The following is a 20,327-nucleotide window of genomic DNA, read 5'->3' as shown; positions in this document are numbered from 1 at the left end:
GACCGTATCGATCAGATCGACCGAATCGACCGAATCGACCAGATCGAGCGGTTGGACCAGGTCGAGCGGTTCGAGCAGGCCGAGCGGCGAGTCGACCAGCGGATCGATCCCCTCCGGGCGGGGAGCAGGAATGGTGGTCGGGTGGGGGTGACGTACAAGTACTTCGGCGCGCCCGACGGCGCGACCGCGGCCCGCGTCCCGATCTCGATGCGCCCTGAGGAACTCGGCGGCGACGAACTCGGCATGAACGGCATGTTCACCAAGATCAAGCCGGAGACTATGGCCGCGATGGTGCTGACCGGCATCGAAGGCGTCCCCCTCAGCAAGGTGCCCCCGCTGGAACTGGTCGTCCTCCATCCCGACTACGCCGTGGTGAAGCTCCCCATGACGGTCGTGGATCCGCTGCGGGACATAGGCGAGGAAGCGGTGGGCGCGGCGGCCTTCATCTGGTCGACGGTCCCGGACCGGGGCGGCCCCCGGGACGCGTTCAACGTGTACCAGCTGCTGCACGAGTGGCAGGACTTCAGCCACCGCCTGCACGAGGCGGGGCATCAGCCTTATTGCCTTGTCTGGCCCTGACCTGGGGTTTCAGTGGTGGCGGGCGGGGTCTTCGGGCCTCGCCCTTTTGAGTGCCGGAGGTGGCCGTCAGACGGCCTGGGCACATTGAGGGCGCATCGGCCAAGAAGCTGAACCCCGGCGGTCATCCACAGCCTGGGGACACCGTCATCCTGCCCCGGGCCGAGCGAACCCTGGCCGCGATCGGCACCACCGTTCGCCACATCGCGGCAGCCGCGAACCAGGCCTCACCGAGAAGGCGGCGCCGTCCGCCGACGCACTCACGAGTCGAAGGCCGGCGCCGGGGCCCGACCGGCGATCACCAGGGCTCTGCTCATGAGGTGCGTTCCAGGAGCATGGCCATGCCCTGGCCGCCTGCGGCGACGACCGTGATCAGGGCGGTGGCGAGGTCGTCGTGGCGCAGGGCGGTGACGGCGGTGGTGGTCAGCCGGGCTCCGGCCGCGCCGTAGGGTTCGCCGAGGGCGATCGAGCCGCCGTGCGGGTTCATCCGTTCCGGGTCCAGGCCCAGTTCGGCGCAGTAGGCCAGGATCTGCGCGGCGAAGGGTTCGTTGCCGGCGACGGTGTCGATGTCGGCCAGGGACAGGCCGGCCCGGGTGAGTGCGGCCCGGGTCGCTGTGACCGGGACGGGGCCCTCGGTCTCGGGGGTGCCGGCCGACACCGCGGTGGCCAGGATTCGGGCCAGCGGTGTGTGGCCATGGGCGCGGGCGTAGTCCTCGGACATCACGACGACCGCGGCGGCGCCGTCGGAGAGTGGGGCGCTGTTGCCGGCGGTGACCCGTCCGTCCGGGCGGAAGCGTGGTGGCAGCGCAGCGAGGCTCTGCTCGCTCACCCCGGTGCGCGGGCAGTCGTCCACCGTGGCGGTCGTGCCGTCCGGGACCTTGACCGGGACGATGTCGCCGAAATGGAAGCCCTCGGCGAGCGCCAGTCGGGTGAGGCGGTGTGAGCGGGCCGCGTAGGCATCCATGTCGCTGCGGGTGATGCCGTAGAGGTCGGCGGTGTTCTCGGCGGCCAAGCCGACCGGAATATAGGGGTCGGGGACCTCGCCACGCTTACGAGGATCGCTCCAGGGGCCCGTTCCCGGGCCCGAGCGCTGAACCGTGCGCCGGCCGGCCCGTCGGAAGGCCGGGTTCTCGGTGCCGGGCCAGGTGTCCGAGCTGCCGTGGGACAGCCGGGACTGCGACTCGACCCCCGCCGCGACGACCACGTCGGCGTCGCCGCAGCGCACTGTCTGCGCGGCCATCCGGATCGCTTGGAGCGAGGAGGTGCAGAAGCGGTTGACGGTGACGCCGGGTACGTGGTCCCAGCCGAGCAGGACGGCGGCGATCCGGGCGATGTTGAAACCCTGCTCGCCGCCGGGCAGGGCGCAGCCGACCATCAGGTCGTCCACGTGGGCGGGCTCCAGACCCGGGGTGCGGGCGAGGGCCTCGGCGACGGTTCGGGCGAGCAGGTCGTCGGGCCGCACGGCGGCCAGGGCCCCCTTGTGAGCGCGGCCGATGGGGGTACGGACAGTGGTGGTGATCACGGCGTGCTGCATGGCGGACGTCCTGTGGTGTGCGGTTGCTACGGGTGGCGGTCAGAGGTGCAGGGCGGGGCGGTGGGTACGCAGCCACTGGTCCAGGTCCAGGACGAGTTCCAGTCCCTCGCGGGGGAACCGGTCCGTGCCGGAAGGCTCCAGCAGCAGGCTGCGCACGGCCCCGGTGTCCAGGAGGTCGGCGGCAGGGCTGCCGTCGGCCAGGAGGCGGCCGACCTGCTGGGTGAGCGCGGTGCGGTAGGCGGGGTCGCGGACCATCGGGTAGGGGCTCTTGCGGCGGGCCAGGACCGGTTCCGGAAGGAGGTCGGTGACAGCGGCGCGCAGCAGGCTCTTCTCCCGGCCGTCGAAGGTCTTGAACTCCCAAGGGGTGTTGAAGACGTACTCGACCAGGTGGTGGTCGAGGAACGGGACCCGGACCTCCAGGCCCAGTCCCATGCTGAGGCGGTCGGCCCGGTCCAGCAGACAGGGCAGGAACCTGGTCAGGTTGAGGTGACCGTCGCGCCGCAGCACGGCCTCGGCCGGGGAGGTTCCTGGCAGGTGCTCGAGTTCGGCGACCGCGGTGCTGTGGAGGTCGGCGCGGTGCGCGGGAAGGTCCAGGGCCGCTGCCAGGGCGGGTTCGAGCAAGCGGGTGAGATCGGCCCGGTCCAGAACAGCGCTCCAGGGAAAGGATTCTGCCGCCGCGGCCTCATGAGTGAACCAGCGGTAGCCGCCGAAGAGTTCGTCGGCACCGTCCCCGGCCAGGGTGACCGGGAAATGCTCCCGTACCGCCCTGAACAGTTGGAGCAGCGAAGTGTCGAAGTCCCCCAGGGTCAGTCCGTCGCGCAGGCGCCCGACCTGGGCGCGCCATACGGGGTCGGCCAGATCGCGGGCTTCCAGCGGCACTCGGCGATGCGAGCTGCCCAGGTGGCGCACCATCAGTTCGGCATAAGGGCCGTCGGGGTCGCGTCCCATCGCGTCCTGGCCGGACGCGCGGGAGCCGAGGTCCACGGAGAGCGTGTGCAGGGTGCCGGCCGTGAGGCGGCCCAGGGCGGCGATGGCGCTGGAGTCGAGTCCCCCGGACAACAACACGCTCACGGGGACATCGGCCCGGAGCTGCCGGGTGACGGCCCCGTCCAACAGGGTGCGCACCCGGGCCACCGTGGTCGGCAGGTCGTCGCGATGCTCGAGCGGAGCCAGCGACCAGTAGCGACGAGTGCGCGCACTCTCGGGCGTGAACACGGACACGGTGCCCGGGATGACCTCGTTCAGGCCGGCGAAGACACTGCGCCCGGGGGTTTTGATCATCGGATGCGCGGACAACAGCAGCTCTCGCATGCCGTCCAGGTCCAGCCGCGCAGACACCGCGGGATGCGTCAGCACCGCCTTCGGCTCGGAGCCGAACACCACGCCGTCGCCGACCCGCGCGTAACACAGCGGTTTGACCCCGAGGCGGTCGCGCACCAGGGTCAACCGCCGCGGTCCCGGCTCCCAGGCCGCGTACGCGAACATGCCCTCCAGCCGCTCGGCAGCCAGCTCGCCCCAGGCGTCGACCGCCCGCAGCACCACCTCGCTGTCGCCACGAGTCCTGAACCGATGCCCGCGCGCGGTCAACTCCGTGCGCAGCTCCGCATGGTTGTAGACCTCGCCGGTGAACACCACCACCAGCGCCGTGCGGCCGCCGCGCTCCAGCACCAGCGGCTGCCGGCCACCGACCAGGTCGACCGTCGCCAGACGCGTGTGCCCCAGACCTCCCGCGTCCTCGGCCCAGACCATCGAGGCGTCCGGCCCGCGGCAGGCCAGGGTCTCGGTCATCTCCTTCAGCGAGGTGTCCTCGGTTCCTCGGGGCGCACAGCCCGCGAACCCGGCAAAGCCGACCAGCCCACACATCGTTGAAACTCCCCGGCCCCGGCACAAGGGCCCGCCGTATGTTCCAGAGCAGGACATCCCGGTGCCGACACCGCACCGGACGGACGCCCGTGGCCGGGCCCAGCGCACCGGCCACCACCACTGGAACGACCAAGATCCGACCAGGTCACCGCCCCGTCCGTAGAAAACCCGCAACGCATACGGACCACCGGCACGGACGCGTCCGTGCGACCCGCGGATGACCCCGACGTGCGGCGCACACCGCCGGGTGGTGCAATGGACATGGTGGCGAGGGTGCGCCTGCGTGGAACCGCACCGCAGCGAATCCGGCCTCGTCGCGGCCGTACCGGCTCGCCGACGTCGGCAGCCCGCACCGATGCCCAGGTGCTTCCTCCACGGGGGCGAACGAGGCGGACGACCACACCACGGGCCCCGAACAGGTCCGGGCACCGGGCTCGTCCGCCGTTGACCGGCCCCGCTCGGACAACGGTTGGGATCCCCAGGACGTGGGGTGCCACGCACAGTCGCGTCGGCCGTGCCCCCCGACCGGCAGGAGGCTCCATGCACAGGGACTCCGGGGCGCGCGGTCGCCTCGTACGGCGTTGGTCCGCACGGCTCGCCCTCGTCGCCGGGCTCGCCGCGGTGGTGGTCCTGCTCGTGTTCGCCGGAATCAAGAGCATCGCGCTCCTGGGCGCCGGTCTGGCCGGGCTGGCCATAACAGGAGCGAGCCTGTGGTGGGCGCTGACCCAGCGTGGAATCCGCAGGCTGCTCGCCTTCACCCTGGCCGCCGTCGCCCCGCTTGCGGTCCTGGCGCTCTACGCATGGGCAGAGCTGCTCTGGGTCGTACTCGTGTCCCTCGCCCTGTGGGCCCTCGCGGTCTCCGTCGGCAGAGCGGCACTCAGCAGGGACAGGGCGCCGGCCGGGCCCCCGGAGACGCGGACTGCTCCTCCCGAGCGCCCCTTCCTCATCATGAATCCACGATCAGGCGGGGGAAAGGTGGGGAAGTTCCACCTCAAGGAGAAGGCCGAGGCGCTCGACGCCGACGTCCTCCTGCTGGACACGGCTCATCAGCAGGACGTGGTCGCGCTCGCCGACAAGGCAGTCGAAGACGGCGCCGACCTGCTCGGAGTCGCGGGCGGTGACGGCACGCAGGCCCTGGTCGCCGGAGTCGCGGCCAGGCACGGCATTCCCTTCATGGTGATCTCGGCCGGAACCCGCAACCACTTCGCCCTCGACCTCGGCCTGGACCGGGAGGACCCGTCGACCTGCCTGGATGCCCTCACCGACGGCGTCGAACTCCGCGTCGACCTCGGTTTCATCGGTGAGCGGGCCTTTGTCAACAACGCGTCCTTCGGCACCTACGCGGCGGTGGTGCAGAGTCCCGCCTACCGCGACGACAAGGTCCGCACCATCCTCCAGACGCTTCCCGACCTGCTGACCCACCGACGCGGTCCCCGGCTGACCGTCCATACCTCGGACACGGCCATCGACGGACCCCAGGCCGTGCTCGTCAGCAACAACCCCTACGGGATGGGCGACCTCGCCGGCCTCGGACGCCGTGAGGTCCTGGATTCAGGTGCCCTCGGCGTCCTGGGCGTCAACGTCGACAACGCCGCGCAGGCAGCCGAGTTGCTCGCGGAGAAGCACGCGCCCGGCCTCACCAGCCTGACCGCCCAGGAGGTCGTCATCGATGCGGACGAGCCCGAGATCGAGGCCGGGGTCGACGGTGAGGCACTGACCCTGCCGACGCCCGTGCAGTGCACGATCCACCCCCGGGCTCTGCGCGTACGCGTACCACGCCACCGCCCTGGCGTGCCCCCGAGGGCCCCCATGGACTGGCGGCAACTGCGAAAGCTGGCGGTGAGTTGAGGGGCCGTTGTCCTTCCGGACGTGATCGGTGGGCCCGTCTGCGCATGCCACCGGCTGACCGGCCTGCAACCGAGCCTCGGCTGCACGCCGAACAGGGCGTGGTGGTCGGCCCGAAGCCCCCTGCACGACTCAGGGCGGGGGCTGTGGACCGGAGGCGCCTCCCGGTTGTCGGCGCCGATCGACAGCACCCATGATGATCTTGATCGCGAGCCCGAGGATGACGAGATCAGCGATCATCTGGCCGGTGACCACGAGCCGAGCCGCCTCACTCTTGGCCGTGACGTCACCGAATCCGACCGTCGCGAAGACGGTGACGGCGAAGTACAACCCGTCGGTGTGCGTCAGCGGCCCGCCGAAGTTTTCGGCCGACATCGCGGCCATGACGACATAGGTGCCGGCGAACAGCAGCAGGAACAACGGAACACTGGTGGTCAGCGCTTCGACGGCCCGCAGAACCGGGAACGGTGACCGGAAGATGGAGCGCACCTGAAACGCGACCAGCCCGATGAACACCAGCAACCCGATCACCAGTGTCGTGACGGCGAACCAGGCCGAGGAGTGGTCCAGGGGCAGCAGAAAGTACAAGGTCACCAGCGCGGTGGCGGCTCCCACGATCCGCAGGACCACCCGCACGATCATGCGGCGCGGGAGTCTGGCCCCACGCCGGGTGTCCGGCCCTGGACCGGCGCTGTCAGTCACTGTTCGCGGTGTGTCAGGGAGGGTTCACCGACGGCGGCGCGCACCCAATCGTGAGCGCTGCCGGGGTCGAGGGCGGCGAGAAACTCCGTGAGCGTGCCCTCCCAGCTCTCTTCCGCACGTGTCGCCGCCGCAGCGGCGACCATCTGCCGCGTGTCCGTGTCCTTGCAGCGAACCAGCGTGACGGCGGCATCGGGGCCGACTTCCGCGAGGATCCTTTGGGCTTGCTGCGCTTTGGATCCGACGTGACCTTTGCGCACCTCAGCGGCGTGAGCCCCGACCCTTGCGCCTTTCAGCGTGGCGAACAGGCCCATGAACCCGGCCGTCCATGCGAGGGAGATGCGGAACAGGGCGTTCACGAAACCGTTGGCCGTCAGCACGCGGGACTGGGTCACCCTCAGCGAGCCGTCGGCGTTTCCTGTGATCACCACAGCAGTGGTGCCGTCCGTGCGGGCCTTCCTGCGGAAGCCTCGCCCGAGCGACACCAGCATGTGTTCGGCGTGATGGCGGTTGTCGAAGTCGGCGATGACTACCGATTCCTGCCCGGATTGCGCGACCGAGGTGGTCTCCGACGTCATGGGGAGCGTCCTTCGCAGCCGAGGGACCGAGATCAAGACCTGGCTGAGGGCACAGCCACACCTGCTCGATGGGCTTGATGTCCCATTTTAGCCAATCAGAAGCTCGTCGCCCTATCGATCACGAGGAGCGCGGGTTCGTCACCCGCGTGCCGCGTCCTGCTGGTCCGGCCGGCCGGGTTGGCCGACGCTGGACGGGAGAGTGTCGTCGAGGTGGGAGAAGCCATGGAACGCCAGACCAACCGATGTGCTGTTGTCGGGGTGGCCGTCATGCTCGGCTGGGCTGGTCTGACCGGCTGCTCGTCGGACGACTCTTCGAGCTCCCCCGCTTCCTCGGCGGCTTCCGTCGTGAAGTCGGGTGCGTCCGAGCTTGCCTCTGCGGCCGCTTCCGCTGAGGCGGCCGCCTCGTCTGCGCTGGGCAAGGTGAAGGGCGGCCTGGACGCCAAGGCGGACGTCACGCTGGGCAGCGTCGCGACGAGTTCCGACGGCAAGACGGAGGTCCCGGTGACCATCGCCAACCACGACTCGAAGTCGAGGAGCTACATCATCGTGGTCAACTTCAAGAATCGGTCGGGCAACTTGGCCGACGTGATCGTCCTCGACGTCCCCGAGGTCGCCGCAGGCAACCCCGCCAGGGCCACCGCTCGGAGCAACCGGGACCTGACCGACGTGACCAGCGAGGTCCGCGACGCATTGCGGTACTGATCTCACAACAACCGGCGCCGAGATCAGTCGACCTCCTTGGCGGCCTGTTGGACGGCCTTGTCGACGTCCTTCGCGCTCACGTCGAGTTCCTTGGCGATCCGCTTCTCCGCTTTGAGCTGGGCCTTGTCCAGCGCCTGCGAGAGCGTGCTTTCGCCGACGATGACCAGGGCGGCCTGTCCCTCGTCGATGAGGTCGCCGAACTCCTTGACGTCTGCCCGGGACATGCCGCGCCACAGGTGACCGCTCACGCCACCGACGGCGGCGCCGACGGCGGCTGTGCCGATGATCGCCGGAGGGAACAGCAGGCCGACGACCGCACCGGCAGCGGCGCCGCCCCAGGCCCCGTGCCGGGTGGCTGTCTCGTCCTTGTTGACGTGGACCTTGCCGGTGTCGTCCTTGGTGACGACGGACGCGTCATAGGTGCCGACCGCGCCGACCGCATGGAGATCCTTGACGACCTCGTAATCGGCTCGGGCCGTGGCTTCGCTCGGGTAGGTGCCGATGAAGATGAAGACTGCGTCCGGGGTGGCCATCGTGTGCTCCTGCCATTCGTCGAGTGCGGCTGGGTATCCGTGTCGGTCGGCGAACTCCACCTCACTGGGCCGCCAGGTCTTGTCGATGGGCTGCTCGGGGCTGTAGCAGCACTCCCCCATCCGGATGGACGGCCGTCAGCACGCCTTGGCCGCGGCCGAGAAGGCGGCTAGACCGCCAGGAGCTTCCTCTTGGCGCGCTCGAACTCCTCCGGAGTGATGTCGCCCTTGTCCTTGAGGGTGGACAGCTTGCTCAGCTCGTCCACGGAACCGCTCCCGGTCCCCGCCGTCGTCCGGATGTACTGCCGGACGGCCTCCTCCTGCTCCTGGACCTGCTTCACGTCCCTTTCGCCCATGCTCTTACCGCGGGCGACGAGATAGACGAAGACGCCGAGATAGGGGAGCACAAGCACGAAGACGAGCCATCCCGCCTTGGCCCAGCCGCTGAGGCTGTGGTCGCGGAACAGGTCCGTGATGACCTTGAACAGCAGGAAGAACCACATGACCCACAGGAACAGCCACAGCATCGTCCAGAACAGGTTCAGGAGGGGGTAGTCGTCCATGGTTCGCTCCGATCACGGATGCGGCGCGCGGTGAGGCGTGATGCCGGTCCACCGTCGTCAGCCGAGGGTTCGTGTCAGTCGGCGGGTTCGACCTCGCTCGGCCGCCATGTCCTGTCGAAGAAGGGCTGTTCGGGGCTGTAGAGGCGCAGGATGCCGAACCAGCCTTTCCCCGGGGTCGTCTGGATCCAGGTGCCTTCGGCCGCGTCGTCGGGACGCTCGGGGGCGAGATGGAGGATGGTGATGCCGTCCTGGTTCATCCAGATTGTCGAACACCTTCTCGCACGTGTCCGCGTCCGGAATCCCGTCTGTGAATCGCAGCGCGCCGATCCTCGTCTCCACCACGTCAGGTGTGGTCACCGACGGGGGAATCTCAGCGAATTCGCCCATGGCATCATGCTGCGCGCTCCGTGGAACATCCGCATCCGCGGCGGGTGGCGTGACAGGCACGCCCCCCACTCCACTTCTGGGGGGTGGCCAGGCAGCACCGCACCCGCCGGTCACTCACCCAAGATCAGTCACACGGGCCCGGCCGTCGTGCAATCAGCGCGAGGTGCGTGATCTGCGCGAGGTCCACGTCGGTCCGGCTTCCGTTTCCCGCCCGCGGGTGCGCTTACCCAGGGAGGTCAACCCAACGTGCACATATCGACACTTTGCTCTCCTAATGGTGATCAGTGGGATCTCGCCCATAGCCGTCCCCGGGAGTGTCATGAGTACGCCGCCCGAGCCATCCGACGTCGCACCTCCCGCCCCGTCGCAGCCCAGGCGCAAGGGCTCGCGTGCCGGACGGATCGCGATGAGCACCGTCTCGGCCGTGCTGATCACGCTCACCTGCATCCTCGTACCGGTGTCCCTCATCACCGTCTGGGTGCACGACATCGTGCTGGACACGGACCGGTACGTGTCGACGGTCTCCCCGCTCGCGTCGGACCCGGCGATCGAGGCCGCAGCCGTCCACCGTATTTCCGAGGCCGCCGACGCCAAGGTGGACGGCGCCCAGGTCACGTCCGACATCGCGGCGTGGCTGGAGTCCCAGGGGCTCCCGCCGCGTGCGGGTTCCGCGATCAAATCTCTGGGCCCGCAGCTGGACGCGGCCGTCGACCAGACCGTCACCAAGGTGGCGACCCGCTTCGTCGAGAGCGACAGGTTCGAGAACATCTGGAACGGGGCCAACCGGGCCGCCCATTCGGCAGTGGTCCACGCGCTCACCGGTGAGGGCCGAGGCTCCGTCGAGGTCAGCGACGGCACGGTCACCCTCGACGTCGGAGCCGCTGTCGAGCAGGTCAAACAGGATCTCGTGGACGCAGGGCTCTCCCCGGCCGAGAAGATCCCGGACGTCGACAAACAGATGGTGCTCTTCCAGTCCGACCAACTGGAGAAGATCAGGGACGGGGCCCATCTGCTCGACGTCGTCGGCAACTGGCTTCCCGTGCTGACGGTGGTGCTCGGGGCGATCGGGGTGATGCTCGCCCGGCGCCGTCGCCGAGCCCTGGTGACCACGGCCCTCGGCGCGGCCGTGGCCTGCCTGATCCTCGCCGTCGGTCTGGCGATCGTCCGCCGCTACTACCTGGACCATCTGCCTGCGCAGGTGCAGTCACCGGATGCCGCCGCGGCGGTCTTCGACACACTCCTCCGCTTTCTGCGAGTCAGCATTCGCACCGCTCTCGTCCTCGGGGTCGTGGTGGCGATCGGCGCCTATCTGTCCGGCGCCGGTCGTCTGCCGCGTGCCGTACGGGGAACGGCCGAGCGCACAGCCGACTCCGCCGCGCGCTGGGGCGGCGCTCACGGGATGCACACCGGAAAGGTCGGCGCCTGGGTGGACACCCACCGACGGTGGCTCACCGTCGGTGTACTGCTCGTCCTTGCGCTGGTGTTCGCGCTCTGGAACCACCCGACGGTGCTGACCGTCCTGCTGCTGGCGCTCATCCTCCTCGTCGTACTCGCCGTGGTCGCGTTGTTGGCCGCCGACGGTCGCACCGGAGAGCCGGCCGAGCATTCGGGTGAGCGGTAGCTGTCGCTGCCGTCTGCATGTGCCCTCAGCGGCTCGACGAGGGCGAGAGAACCCGGCGAAACGCGAGCAGGGCCTCCACCCCTGGCCTCGCCGCCGCGGACGAAGCGGCCGCCTCAGGTGGCTGATCCGGCTCCGATGCGCTGTACAGGCTTTGCCCGTTGCGACAGGAAGAGTGGGACACCATGAGTGGTGGCAGCGCGTGGACAGGAGCCGCGGTCGCGGCCGTCACCGCCGGCTATGCGCTGTTCTCGCGTCGGCTCGTCTCGACGCCGGTGTCGGCTCCGATGGTGTTCACCGGCTTCGGCGTGCTCATCGGGCCGATCGGGCTGGACGTTCTCGACCTGGGTCATGACACCGGCCCGGTCCTGACGTTGATCGAGGCCGCGCTGGCCCTCCTGCTCTTCACCGACTCGATGACCGTGCGCCGACGCGACCTGCGCACGGGCGGCTTCCTGCCCCTGCGCCTGCTGGCCGTCGGCCTGCCGTTGAGCATCGGCTTGGGGTGGCTGCTGGCGTGGCCCTTGCTTCCGGGCCTGACCCTCTGGGAGTTCGCGTTGCTCGGCGCGGTTCTCGCCCCCACGGACGCGGCGCTCGGCAAGACCGCCAGTTCCAGCCCGCGTGTCCCGGCCCTCGTGCGCCACGGGCTCAACGTCGAGAGCGGACTGAACGACGGTCTGGCGCTGCCGTTCTTCCTCATGTTCCTCGCCGCGATCCCCGGCACGATCGCCTCCGAGGAGGGCGTGGACGGAGTGTTCTGGCGGGCCCTGGTGGTCAGCACCGCGGTGGGGCTGGCCTTCGGCTGGGTCGGAGGGTGGCTGTTGACCCTCGCGCGGGCCAGGGGCTGGGTGACAGGTGAATGGCAGCAGGTCGTCGTCCTGGCCGTGGCGTTCTGCGCGTACAGCGTGGCGACGGCCTTGGACGGGAGCGGCTTCATCGCCACCTGGATGGGAGGCTTCGCCTTCGGCGTCGCACTGCGCAAGGGCGAGGCGGCGGACGGGAAGCCGACGCACGGGGAGCCGACGGACGGGGAGCCGGCCAAGGAGCGACCCGCGGACCTGGCCGAGTACGCGGGCGGGCTGCTGGGGTCCCTGAGCTTCCTGGTCTTCGGCGCGGTTCTGCTCGGCCCGACACTGGAGCACCTCGACTGGCGGATCATCACGTACGCGGTGCTCAGCCTGACGGTGGTCAGAATGCTCCCGGTGGCGCTCGCGCTGGCCGGCACCGGCATGCGGCTGCCCACCCTGGCCTACGTCGGCTGGTTCGGACCCCGCGGCCTGGCCTCCGTGGTCTTCGGACTCCTCCTGGTGGAGGACCACGTGCCCGGGATCGAACTGCTGGGCCGAGTCATCGCGGCCACCATCGGCCTCAGCATCCTGCTGCACGGCATGTCGGCCCCGTACTTCGCCGACCGCTACGGGAACTGGTACGACGCCGTAAAGGCCACCACCCCCGACCTGCGCGAAGCCCAGGACACGCCGGAAGGTTTCGGCAAACAGCACAGCGGCTCACGACGCCTGCGCTGAGCGGGCGGGATCCGTCGGCGCGATCCGCCACCGCCAACCGGGTGGCCACGGCCCTGCGCCCGGCCGGATGATCACCGGTATGCACCGCTCTGCGCCGGTCTGCCCGCCCTCAGGCGCCAGGCCCTGATGAGCTCTAGGGTTGAGGGAGATCCCGGGGGCGCGGAATCCGTTCCTTTCGCCCGCCTCCCCCTCTCGGGCCCCGAAACAGACCAGGAGGGCATGCCACATGTCCACTGCATCGGAAACCCCAGTCCTGGACACCCTCGCCGCCATGACGGTCGACTCGATCGAGCGATGCGGGCTGGCCCCGGACATGCTCCTGCTCACGCGCATCGCGGCACTCGCCGCCTCGGACGCCCCGCCGATCTCCTACGCGGCCCATATCGACCCCGCCCTCAGGACCGGCGTGACCGCAGACCAGCTCCAGGACGTCCTGGTCGCCATCGCGCCCATCGTGGGCACCGCTCGCGTCATGACGGCAGCGGGCAACATCGCCGCGGCAATCGGCATCGCCATCGCCGTCGCCGATGCCGAGATCGAGGCGCAGGGCTGAGAGCAGACCCCCACCCGGCATCCTCGACGATCCGTACGGCCGGCATCGGGCAGAAGGCCACAGAGTCGCCCTTCTGCCCGACGTGCCCCGTGCCGGACGTTCCCACGCGGCCGCAGGACCAGGCAGGAAGGTCTTCGATGTCCCAGAACGCGACCACGGCCATGCGCGCCGCACCCCACACCACGCCCGAGGACCGCGCGGCTCTCGGCAAGGAGGCCCGGCGCCTCTCACCGCGGTCGGGCCACGCCGTGTACCGGCCGTCTCCCGACCGGCCGGACCCGCTGGCGATCCTGGAGGCGCAGTCCGCGGCACGGGTGCCCGAACTCGTCCCGATCCGCTACGGCCGGATGATGGAGTCCCCGTTCCGCTTCTACCGGGGCGCCGCCGCGATCATGGCGTCCGACCTGGCCGGCAGCCCGGTCTCGGGACTCACGGCCCAGCTGTGCGGGGACGCGCACCTGCTGAACTTCCGTCTGCTCGCCTCGCCGGAGAGGCAGTTGATGTTCGACATCAACGACTTCGACGAGACCCTGCCGGGCCCCTGGGAGTGGGACGTAAAACGGCTCTCGGCCAGTCTCGTCATCGCGGGCCGGGCGAACGGCTTCGACGACGACGAGCGCGCCCGCATCGTGAGCTCGACGGTCCGCTCCTACCGCGAGGCGATGATCCGCTTCGCCGGCACGGGCAACCTGGACGTCTGGTACGCGAAGATCGACGCGGACCTCCTCGAGACCCTGGCCACAGGCCGGCTCCACGGAACGAAGCGCGGCCAGAAGAACCTGGCCCGCGCCATGGCGAAGGCCCGCACCCGCGACAGTCTGCAGGCCTTCGACAAGCTCACCGAGACGGTCGACGGCGAGCCGAGGATCGCGGCGGATCCCCCGCTGCTCATCCCGGCCGGCGACCTGCTGCCGGACGTCGAACGCAGCGCCCTGGAGCGCCAGTTCCGCGGCCTCATCGAGCGGTACGGCCGCACTCTCGCCTCCGACCGGCGCACACTCCTGGAGGACTACCGACTGGCCGACGTCGCCCGCAAGGTGGTCGGCGTCGGCAGCGTCGGCACCCGATGCTGGATCTTCCTCCTGCTCGGCCGGAGCGACCAGGACCCGCTCTTCCTCCAGGCCAAGGAGGCCGACACCTCCGTACTCGCCGCACACGTCGGCACGAGCCGATACCGCAACCAGGGCGAACGGGTCGTCTCGGGCCAACGCCTGATGCAGGCCGCGAGCGACATCTTCCTCGGCTGGGAACGGGTGGACGGCATCGACGGCAAGCAGCGCGACTTCTACGTCCGCCAGCTGCGGGACTGGAAGGGCATCGCCATGCCGGAGAGGATGCGGCCGAAGGACATGCAGGCGTTCGGCGAGCTGTGCGGCGCCACCCTGGCCCGCGCCCACGCGCGGTCCGGCGACCGCATCGCGATCGCCGCCTACCTGGGCAGCGGCGACTCCTTCGACCGAGCACTCGCCACCTTCGCCGAGGCATACGCCGACCAGAACGAACGCGACCACCAGGCCCTGGTCGACGCCGTACGCGCGGGCCGGCTCCCCGCGGAGGAACTGCCGACGGCCTGACCCGGTCGAGGACACCCGGCTCGCCCTGCCGCCCGTTCGTCGTCCTCCTCACCCGGCGGCCCGGCGGACGACGGCGGGCACAGCCGCCACGATGCCGGATCCCAACACCGCCTTCACAGAACGCACGTTCGACGGCTCGGACCTCGCCCTTTTCAGTGGGTGCGGCGCACGCTCGATGCTCTCAGGCGTCGAGGGTGACCTTGCCGAGGCGGCTGACCATGGCCGGATCGCGGTGGTCGAAGAACAGGGACTCCCCGGTGTCCAGGGCGGCGACGGCGGCCATCTGGTCGTCGGTGAGCCGGAAGTCGAAGACGTCGATGTTCTCCGCCATGCGCTCGGCGCGGACCGACTTCGGGATCACGACGACCTCGCGCTGGATGAGCGCCACGGACTTGTCGTGCGCGGTGGCGATCTCGCTGAGCACCGGGTGGGTGAAGAGGTGGTTGCGGCCCTCGGCGAAGGGGCCCCACGACTCGATCTGGACCCCGCGCTCGCGCATGATCGCCTGGGCGGCGGTGCGCTGGTGGAAGGGGTGGGTCTCGATCTGGTTGACCGCCGGCGTGACCTCGTTGTGGTCGATCAGGTCCGCATACAGCCGTACCCGTCGGACGGCGGCGCCTCACGGTCGGTGCTCCATGCGGGCACGCGCTTTGGCGCGACGGTGTCAGCGCCTCGGCGGGCCGCCCACCCGCGTGCGGGACGCCGACCGCCGTACGTCGACGACAGGCAGGCCGCCCCCCTCACCAGCACCGAGCCGCGGCCGCCCGAGCGGCAGCGCCGACCGGCGTCGGCGGCTCGCCCTCGCGACGGGAACTCCCGTTGTGGGTCCGGTCGTTCGGGTTCACGGAACGTGTCGACCGCCACGGGGACGGGGCTGGTCTTCGAGCGACCCCGCATGGTGAATGATGATCTGACAGTCACTCACGGCGGTTCATCCGGTGGTGGGACGCGAGTCCAGGACGGAGCCAGGCAGCATGACCTCTCCCCTCAGCGGCAGCAGCGACGCCGGTAGCGGCGGCACCGGCAGCCCCTTCTTGAAGATAGACACGAGCAAGCCCCACCCCGCCCGGATGTACGACTACTTCCTCGGCGGGAAGGACAACTACGAGGTCGACCGGGACGCCGCCGAGCAGTTCATCAAGGTGGCACCTGAGGTGCGGGACGGGGTCCGCGCCAACCGGCACTTCATGCACCGCGCCGTCCGGCACGTCGTCGCGGAGGGCGGTGTCCGGCAGATCCTCGACATCGGTACCGGCCTGCCCACCGAGCCCAACGTGCACCAGATCGCGCACTCCATAGCCCCCGGGACCCGGGTCGCGTACGTCGACAACGATCCGATCGTCAGCACCCACTCGATGGCCCTCATGGCCGACACCGACCCCGGCGCCGACGCCCACACCTCGGTCGTCCTGGCCGACCTGCGGGATCCGCGCGCCGTCCTCGACCACCCCGACGTCCGCAAGATCATCGACTTCGACGAGCCCGTGGCGCTGCTGCTGGTGGCCGTCGTGCACTTCCTCGCCGACGCGGACGACCCGGACGCCGTCGTCGCAACGCTCCGCGACGCGCTGCCCACCGGTTCCTACCTCGTCCTGTCGCACGCCACGGGCGACGTCCACGAGGACCGGCGCGAGAACGCGGCCTCCGTCTACAACAAGGCCAGCGCCTCCCTGAACCTGCGTCCCCACGCCCGCGTCCTGGACCTCTTCGGCGACTTCACCCTCCTCGACCCGGGCCTGGTCCCGGTCCCGAACTGGCGCCCCGAAGAGCCCCCGAAGCACGACGCCCCACCGATCGGCATCTACGGCGGAGTGGCCCGCAAGAACGACTGACCCACGGGCGGGGCGATGGAACGGCTCAACGGCCGGTCAGCGTAGGGCGGTTGTCTGCAAAAGGTGGCGGGCCTCGTGGTGGGCCGGGGTTTCGGTCTGTTGGGCCACCTGGCGGAAGGTGTCCTGGGCGGGGCGGGCCGGCCAGTCCGGGGGAAGGTGGCGGGACGGGAGCCGGGGGTCGGTGCGGATCGTCCAGAGCCATTCGCTGACCAGGCGCAGGCGGGTGCCGATCGGGTCCTCGCCCGGTCCCGCGTTCAGGTGGGCCGTCCAGCGCTTGTCGAAGGAGACATAGCGGGCGGCGACGCTCTCCAGGTCCCAGGTGTCGCGGATCATGAGGCCGATGTCGGTGGCCTCGTCGGCGGAGGCGTGGAAGATCTTGACGTGGGCGGTGAGGCCGAGTTCGGCGACGACGGAGGCGACGTCGACCTTCCCCGGCGCGATCCACAGCCCGCTGTACAGCGCGCCGAACCCGGACCAGGCGAGCCGTGAGCGCAGGTCGTGGCGCTCGCGCTGGCGGGACTCGGGGAGCGAGAAGCCGAGCAGCGTCCAGTCGCCGTCCCAGTCGTCGTTGACCGCGCCCTCGCGCCAGATACGGGTGCGGCCGTCCCGCAGTACGCGGGTCGCCTGCTCGGTGAGGCCGAAGTACATCTTGCGGCCCTCCCGCTGCCGCCGCAGCAGGCCCCGGCTGACCATGCGGGTCAGCGTGGACCGTACGGCCTGTTCACCGACGCCGACGCGGCCGAGTACGTCGATGATGCTGCCCGAGTAGACGCACAGGTCGCCCTCTTCCAGGACGTGGTTGCCGAAGAAGGCGAGCATGAGCGACTGCGGGCGCAGCTGTGGGGCGCCGCCGTCCGAGGTGTCCGGCACATCGTGTGGCATGTCGTGTGGCATGTCGTGCTGCATGGTGTCCGGGATGTCGTCGTCCTCCACGGAGGAAAGGGTACGACCGCCCGCCGGAGGGTGCGGCGGGCGGTCGCGGGGGCTATCGGCGGTCGGCCGGGGGGGCGAGGTCGTACGGGCGCAGGTAGGGCGTGGGGCGGTACGCGACGTAGCGGGTGGGGGTCGTCGGATCGGCCGCCGTGGCACGGGAGTTGAGGGCGGCCGGGTCGGTGCCTCGCCAGTGCCCGGTGGAGAGGCGGTCCTCCAGGGCGTGCAGGGCGGCGAGCTGCTCGGCGGGGCTGAAGGTGCAGTGGCCCGCGTTGTCGACGTACGCCTGCCGCAGCAGGGCCGAGGACCCGGCGGCGGTCACGGCCCGGCGCAGGGCGCTCTCGGTCTGGACCGGGACGAGGGCGTCACCGATGGTGTGGACGGAGAGCTGCGGCTTGGTGAGCTTGCCGGTGAAGGAGCTGGTGCCGCTCATCCATGCCGCCGCGGCCGGGTCGGCGGCGATGCGCGGGGCCCGGTTCAGGGCGGCCAGGTCGGCCGTCAGGGACAGCCCGGCCTTCCTGTACAGCTCGGTGACCTCCTTGCGGACGGAGGACCGGCCGAGCAGCTTGGCGTAGTCGACGCCGGTGTTCCAGGACATGTTGCCGCCGGCCCTGACCTCGGCCTCCTGCCGCCGGTTGAAGGCGGCGATCTTCAGCAGCCCCTTGACGGCGTCGTACTGGTTGGCCTGCTGCGCGTCCCAGTCCGTCGCGGCGGGCCGGGGCTGCGTCGGCTGGTTCCAGACCGGGATGTTGTGCAGGGCGGCGGCGAGGGCGATCCGGGCCCGGCCGGCGGCCGTCGTCTGCGCCGAGTCGACCGCGGCCGTCAGGGTGTTCGCCGCCTCGGTGGCGGCCGTCTGGTCCGCGAGGTCCACCAGCGGGACGTCGGAGCCGGGCGCGAGGAGGGTCTTGACGGCGAAGGCCGGGTCGAGGGTGTTGTTCCAGTTGGCGACACCGCCCTGGACCAGTCCGCACAGCGCGACGGAGCCGTCGATGCGGTCCGGGTGGCGTTCGGCGATGGCCGTGGTGACGAGCCCGCCGTACGACCGTCCCCAGGCGATCGTCCGGCCGGCCGCGCCGAAGCGGTCGGTGAAGGCGGCGAGCGCGGCGAGCTGGTCGGGCACCGCGTCCGTCACCGCCCAGCCCGTCGTGGCGTACGAGGAGCCGACGAGCGCGTAGCCCTTCTCGAGGAGGAGGGTCTTCGTGGCGTCGTCCGGGGCGTCCTGCGCGGGGTTGGCGGGGCCGGACGTGTAGCCGTGGCTGAAGAGCAGCACGGTTCCGTTCCAGGCGGCGGGCACGTCCATCATGTACGCGGCGCCGGAGGGGAGTCGGCCCTCGACATGGCTCGTGTCCGCCGCGGCTGCCGCCGTCGAGGCCGGAAGGGCGGTGACGGCGAGCAGGACGGCAGCCGCCCAGGCGGTGCGCGGCCGGGACCGGGCGGGGACGGGGGTGGAGGTGGGGGTGCGGGTGGGAGGCGTCATGCGGAGATCTCCTGCGTGTGGGGGGCGTCGGAGCCTTCGGCGGGGTCCGCGGTGTCGGAGAGGGACGTCCGACTGGTCTCGCGCACGAAGAGGACGGTCACGGCCGTGATCGCGGCGCCGCCGCAGAGCAGCAGGGAGACGGGGGTGCTGTTGCCGCTTCCCGCCACCAGGCTGCCGGCGATCATCGGGGAGAAGCCGGCGCCGATGAGGGTGGCGCCCTGGTAGCCGAGGGAGGCGCCGGTGTAGCGGACCCGGGTGCCGAACATCTCGGTGAGCAAAGCGCCCAGCGGGCCGTACATCGTGGACTGGGCGATGCCGTGACCGAGGACGACGGCGAGGATCAGCAGTCCGGGCGACCCGGAGTCGACCAGCGCGAGGACGGGGAAGGCCAGTGCCGCCGAGGCGAGCGCCCCGGCGAGGACGACCGGACGGCGGCCGACCCGGTCGGAGAGCGCGGAGGCGCAGGGCAGCACGACGAGGGCGACGGCGGCGGACACCGTGAGCGCGGTGAGCACCTGCGGGCGGGCGTAGCCGATGCCGGTGGCGTACGCGATCAGATAGCTGGTGAGCAGCGACTGGGCGGTGAAGGCGCCGATGCCGACACAGCAGGCCAGCAGGACCGGGCGCGGTCGCCGCAGCACGTCGAGGATGGGCAGCCGCGACTCGGCGCGGTCCTTCTTCACCTCGGCGAACAGCGGGCTCTCGACGACCTTGAGGCGGACGAAGAGCCCGACGCCGAGCAGCACCACGCTCAGCAGGAACGGCACCCGCCAGCCCCAGGCCGCGAACTCGTCCTTGGGGAGGGTGACGACGAGTGCGACGACGGCGGTGGAGAGCAGGGAGCCGAGCGGGGCCCCCATCTGCGTGAAGCTGGACCACAGTCCGCGCCGCCGCTCGCCCGCGTGCTCGACGACCATGAGCGTGGCGCCGCCCCACTCACCGCCGATGGCGAGGCCCTGCACGACCCGCAGGGTGATCAGCAGCACCGGCGCCCACACGCCGATCGTGTCGTACGTGGGCAGCAGTCCGACGAGGAAACTCGCGCCACCCATCAGGCCCATGGTGAGCAGCAGCATCGACTTGCGGCCGAGCCGGTCGCCGAAGTGCCCGAAGAGGATGCCGCCGAGCGGGCGGGCGACATAGCCGGCGGCGAAGGTGCCGAACGCGGCGATGGTCCCGACGGCGGGGTCGGCGCCGGGGAAGAACAGCTCGCCGAAGACGAGGGCGGCGACGGTTCCGTAGACGAGGAAGTCGTAGAACTCCACGGCGGTGCCGAGCAGTCCGGAGGCGGCGACCACGCGCAGCTGCCGGGTTCGTTCGGCGGTCGTGGACTTGGACGGGGACGGGGACGGTGACGGTGACGGTGATGCGACGGGGGACGGGGGCATCGCGGTCTCCCTAGACCGGGGGAAGGACACACCGTGAAGTTAGGCCTTCAAATGACCGCCGTCAATAAAGTGCACAACATTGGCCCAGGGTGCGGGTCCCCGTCTCCAGCGGAGCACGGTGACCCGCCCGGGTCATGGCGGAGCTTGTACGG

Annotated in this window: 18 protein-coding genes and 1 pseudogene; 8 read left to right on the top strand and 11 right to left on the bottom strand. The window is 70.5% G+C overall.

Annotation, left to right across the window (positions count from 1 at the left end):
• Positions 1–141: 141 nt before the first annotated feature.
• Positions 142–579, top strand: coding sequence for a hypothetical protein (locus OG736_RS25365; RefSeq protein WP_020130078.1), 438 nt, complete (start codon positions 142–144; stop codon positions 577–579).
• Positions 580–889: 310 nt separating this feature from the next.
• Here the strand turns inward: OG736_RS25365 and OG736_RS25360 are convergent, their stop codons facing one another.
• Both OG736_RS25360 and asnB read right to left on the bottom strand, forming a co-directional pair.
• Entirely contained in the window at positions 890–2,110 is a 1,221-nt protein-coding gene (locus tag OG736_RS25360) for an acetyl-CoA C-acyltransferase (protein ID WP_327184478.1), read from the bottom strand.
• Between the two features lie 39 nt (positions 2,111–2,149).
• Complete coding sequence (gene asnB, locus OG736_RS25355) at positions 2,150–3,973, bottom strand: asparagine synthase (glutamine-hydrolyzing) (RefSeq protein WP_327184477.1); 1,824 nt, start codon at positions 3,971–3,973, stop codon at positions 2,150–2,152.
• A 540-nt stretch (positions 3,974–4,513) separates the two neighbouring features.
• On the opposite strand from asnB, the gene OG736_RS25350 reads away from it, so the two are divergent.
• Positions 4,514–5,821, top strand: coding sequence for a diacylglycerol/lipid kinase family protein (locus OG736_RS25350; RefSeq protein WP_327184476.1), 1,308 nt, complete (start codon positions 4,514–4,516; stop codon positions 5,819–5,821).
• A gap of 129 nt (positions 5,822–5,950) precedes the next feature.
• Here the strand turns inward: OG736_RS25350 and OG736_RS25345 are convergent, their stop codons facing one another.
• Positions 5,951–6,460: an ion channel gene (locus tag OG736_RS25345; protein WP_327184475.1), complete on the bottom strand. Its 510-nt coding sequence runs from the start codon at positions 6,458–6,460 to the stop codon at positions 5,951–5,953.
• A 56-nt stretch (positions 6,461–6,516) separates the two neighbouring features.
• Entirely contained in the window at positions 6,517–7,095 is a 579-nt protein-coding gene (locus OG736_RS25340; RefSeq protein WP_327184474.1) for a hypothetical protein, read from the bottom strand.
• A gap of 222 nt (positions 7,096–7,317) precedes the next feature.
• Here OG736_RS25340 and OG736_RS25335 point away from each other — a divergent pair, with 222 nt between their 5' ends.
• Positions 7,318–7,797 (top strand): hypothetical protein, encoded by a 480-nt coding sequence (locus OG736_RS25335; protein ID WP_327184473.1) that lies wholly within the window; start codon positions 7,318–7,320, stop codon positions 7,795–7,797.
• 23 nt (positions 7,798–7,820) lie between these two features.
• Here the strand turns inward: OG736_RS25335 and OG736_RS25330 are convergent, their stop codons facing one another.
• The 3 genes from OG736_RS25330 to OG736_RS25320 form a co-directional block, all read right to left on the bottom strand.
• Complete coding sequence (locus OG736_RS25330) at positions 7,821–8,450, bottom strand: DUF1269 domain-containing protein (protein WP_327184472.1); 630 nt, start codon at positions 8,448–8,450, stop codon at positions 7,821–7,823.
• A 47-nt stretch (positions 8,451–8,497) separates the two neighbouring features.
• On the bottom strand, positions 8,498–8,890 hold the full coding sequence (locus tag OG736_RS25325) for an SHOCT domain-containing protein (RefSeq protein ID WP_327184471.1): 393 nt from the start codon (positions 8,888–8,890) through the stop codon (positions 8,498–8,500).
• Positions 8,891–8,964: 74 nt separating this feature from the next.
• Positions 8,965–9,147, bottom strand: a complete 183-nt coding sequence (locus OG736_RS25320) for a DUF1214 domain-containing protein (RefSeq protein ID WP_327184470.1) — start codon at positions 9,145–9,147, stop codon at positions 8,965–8,967.
• A gap of 536 nt (positions 9,148–9,683) precedes the next feature.
• On the opposite strand from OG736_RS25320, the gene OG736_RS25315 reads away from it, so the two are divergent.
• From OG736_RS25315 to OG736_RS25300, 4 genes are all read left to right on the top strand, one after another.
• Positions 9,684–10,898 (top strand): hypothetical protein, encoded by a 1,215-nt coding sequence (locus tag OG736_RS25315; protein WP_327184469.1) that lies wholly within the window; start codon positions 9,684–9,686, stop codon positions 10,896–10,898.
• Positions 10,899–11,080: 182 nt separating this feature from the next.
• Positions 11,081–12,421 (top strand): cation:proton antiporter, encoded by a 1,341-nt coding sequence (locus tag OG736_RS25310; RefSeq protein ID WP_327184468.1) that lies wholly within the window; start codon positions 11,081–11,083, stop codon positions 12,419–12,421.
• A 226-nt stretch (positions 12,422–12,647) separates the two neighbouring features.
• Positions 12,648–12,974, top strand: a complete 327-nt coding sequence (locus tag OG736_RS25305; protein WP_327184467.1) for a carboxymuconolactone decarboxylase family protein — start codon at positions 12,648–12,650, stop codon at positions 12,972–12,974.
• A gap of 137 nt (positions 12,975–13,111) precedes the next feature.
• Positions 13,112–14,548 (top strand): DUF2252 domain-containing protein, encoded by a 1,437-nt coding sequence (locus OG736_RS25300; protein WP_327184466.1) that lies wholly within the window; start codon positions 13,112–13,114, stop codon positions 14,546–14,548.
• A 181-nt stretch (positions 14,549–14,729) separates the two neighbouring features.
• On the opposite strand, the pseudogene OG736_RS25295 reads toward OG736_RS25300, so the two are convergent.
• Positions 14,730–15,134: pseudogene (locus OG736_RS25295) on the bottom strand (aldo/keto reductase); the annotation flags it as partial.
• A gap of 388 nt (positions 15,135–15,522) precedes the next feature.
• Between OG736_RS25295 and OG736_RS25290 the strand changes: the two are divergent.
• Positions 15,523–16,380 (top strand): SAM-dependent methyltransferase, encoded by an 858-nt coding sequence (locus tag OG736_RS25290; RefSeq protein ID WP_327184465.1) that lies wholly within the window; start codon positions 15,523–15,525, stop codon positions 16,378–16,380.
• Positions 16,381–16,416: 36 nt separating this feature from the next.
• Here the strand turns inward: OG736_RS25290 and OG736_RS25285 are convergent, their stop codons facing one another.
• From OG736_RS25285 to OG736_RS25275, 3 genes are all read right to left on the bottom strand, one after another.
• Positions 16,417–17,262: a PaaX family transcriptional regulator gene (locus tag OG736_RS25285; RefSeq protein WP_327187707.1), complete on the bottom strand. Its 846-nt coding sequence runs from the start codon at positions 17,260–17,262 to the stop codon at positions 16,417–16,419.
• Between the two features lie 103 nt (positions 17,263–17,365).
• A complete protein-coding gene (locus tag OG736_RS25280; RefSeq protein WP_327184464.1) occupies positions 17,366–18,787 on the bottom strand; it encodes an alpha/beta hydrolase family protein in 1,422 nt (473 codons plus the stop codon).
• Entirely contained in the window at positions 18,784–20,175 is a 1,392-nt protein-coding gene (locus tag OG736_RS25275; protein ID WP_327184463.1) for an MFS transporter, read from the bottom strand. Before OG736_RS25275 ends, OG736_RS25280 begins: the two co-directional genes overlap by 4 nt.
• Positions 20,176–20,327: the final 152 nt, after the last annotated feature.

This window comes from Streptomyces sp. NBC_01334, from assembly GCF_035983595.1.
Taxonomy (GTDB): domain Bacteria; phylum Actinomycetota; class Actinomycetes; order Streptomycetales; family Streptomycetaceae; genus Streptomyces; species Streptomyces coriariae.
The sequence above is the reverse complement of the archived record's forward strand: the minus strand, read 5'-3'. Positions and strand labels throughout refer to the sequence as shown.

Coding starts and splice junctions, on each gene's coding strand:
- OG736_RS25360 (WP_327184478.1), bottom strand. CDS start 2,110: ATGCAGCACGCCGTGATCACCACCACTGTCCGTACCCCCATCGGCCGC.
- asnB (WP_327184477.1), bottom strand. CDS start 3,973: ATGTGTGGGCTGGTCGGCTTTGCCGGGTTCGCGGGCTGTGCGCCCCGA.
- OG736_RS25350 (WP_327184476.1), top strand. CDS start 4,514: ATGCACAGGGACTCCGGGGCGCGCGGTCGCCTCGTACGGCGTTGGTCC.
- OG736_RS25345 (WP_327184475.1), bottom strand. CDS start 6,460: ATGATCGTGCGGGTGGTCCTGCGGATCGTGGGAGCCGCCACCGCGCTG.
- OG736_RS25340 (WP_327184474.1), bottom strand. CDS start 7,095: ATGACGTCGGAGACCACCTCGGTCGCGCAATCCGGGCAGGAATCGGTA.
- OG736_RS25335 (WP_327184473.1), top strand. CDS start 7,318: ATGGAACGCCAGACCAACCGATGTGCTGTTGTCGGGGTGGCCGTCATG.
- OG736_RS25330 (WP_327184472.1), bottom strand. CDS start 8,450: ATGGGGGAGTGCTGCTACAGCCCCGAGCAGCCCATCGACAAGACCTGG.
- OG736_RS25325 (WP_327184471.1), bottom strand. CDS start 8,890: ATGGACGACTACCCCCTCCTGAACCTGTTCTGGACGATGCTGTGGCTG.
- OG736_RS25320 (WP_327184470.1), bottom strand. CDS start 9,147: ATGAACCAGGACGGCATCACCATCCTCCATCTCGCCCCCGAGCGTCCC.
- OG736_RS25315 (WP_327184469.1), top strand. CDS start 9,684: ATGAGCACCGTCTCGGCCGTGCTGATCACGCTCACCTGCATCCTCGTA.
- OG736_RS25310 (WP_327184468.1), top strand. CDS start 11,081: ATGAGTGGTGGCAGCGCGTGGACAGGAGCCGCGGTCGCGGCCGTCACC.
- OG736_RS25305 (WP_327184467.1), top strand. CDS start 12,648: ATGTCCACTGCATCGGAAACCCCAGTCCTGGACACCCTCGCCGCCATG.
- OG736_RS25300 (WP_327184466.1), top strand. CDS start 13,112: ATGTCCCAGAACGCGACCACGGCCATGCGCGCCGCACCCCACACCACG.
- OG736_RS25290 (WP_327184465.1), top strand. CDS start 15,523: ATGACCTCTCCCCTCAGCGGCAGCAGCGACGCCGGTAGCGGCGGCACC.
- OG736_RS25285 (WP_327187707.1), bottom strand. CDS start 17,262: ATGCCACACGATGTGCCGGACACCTCGGACGGCGGCGCCCCACAGCTG.
- OG736_RS25280 (WP_327184464.1), bottom strand. CDS start 18,787: ATGACGCCTCCCACCCGCACCCCCACCTCCACCCCCGTCCCCGCCCGG.
- OG736_RS25275 (WP_327184463.1), bottom strand. CDS start 20,175: ATGCCCCCGTCCCCCGTCGCATCACCGTCACCGTCACCGTCCCCGTCC.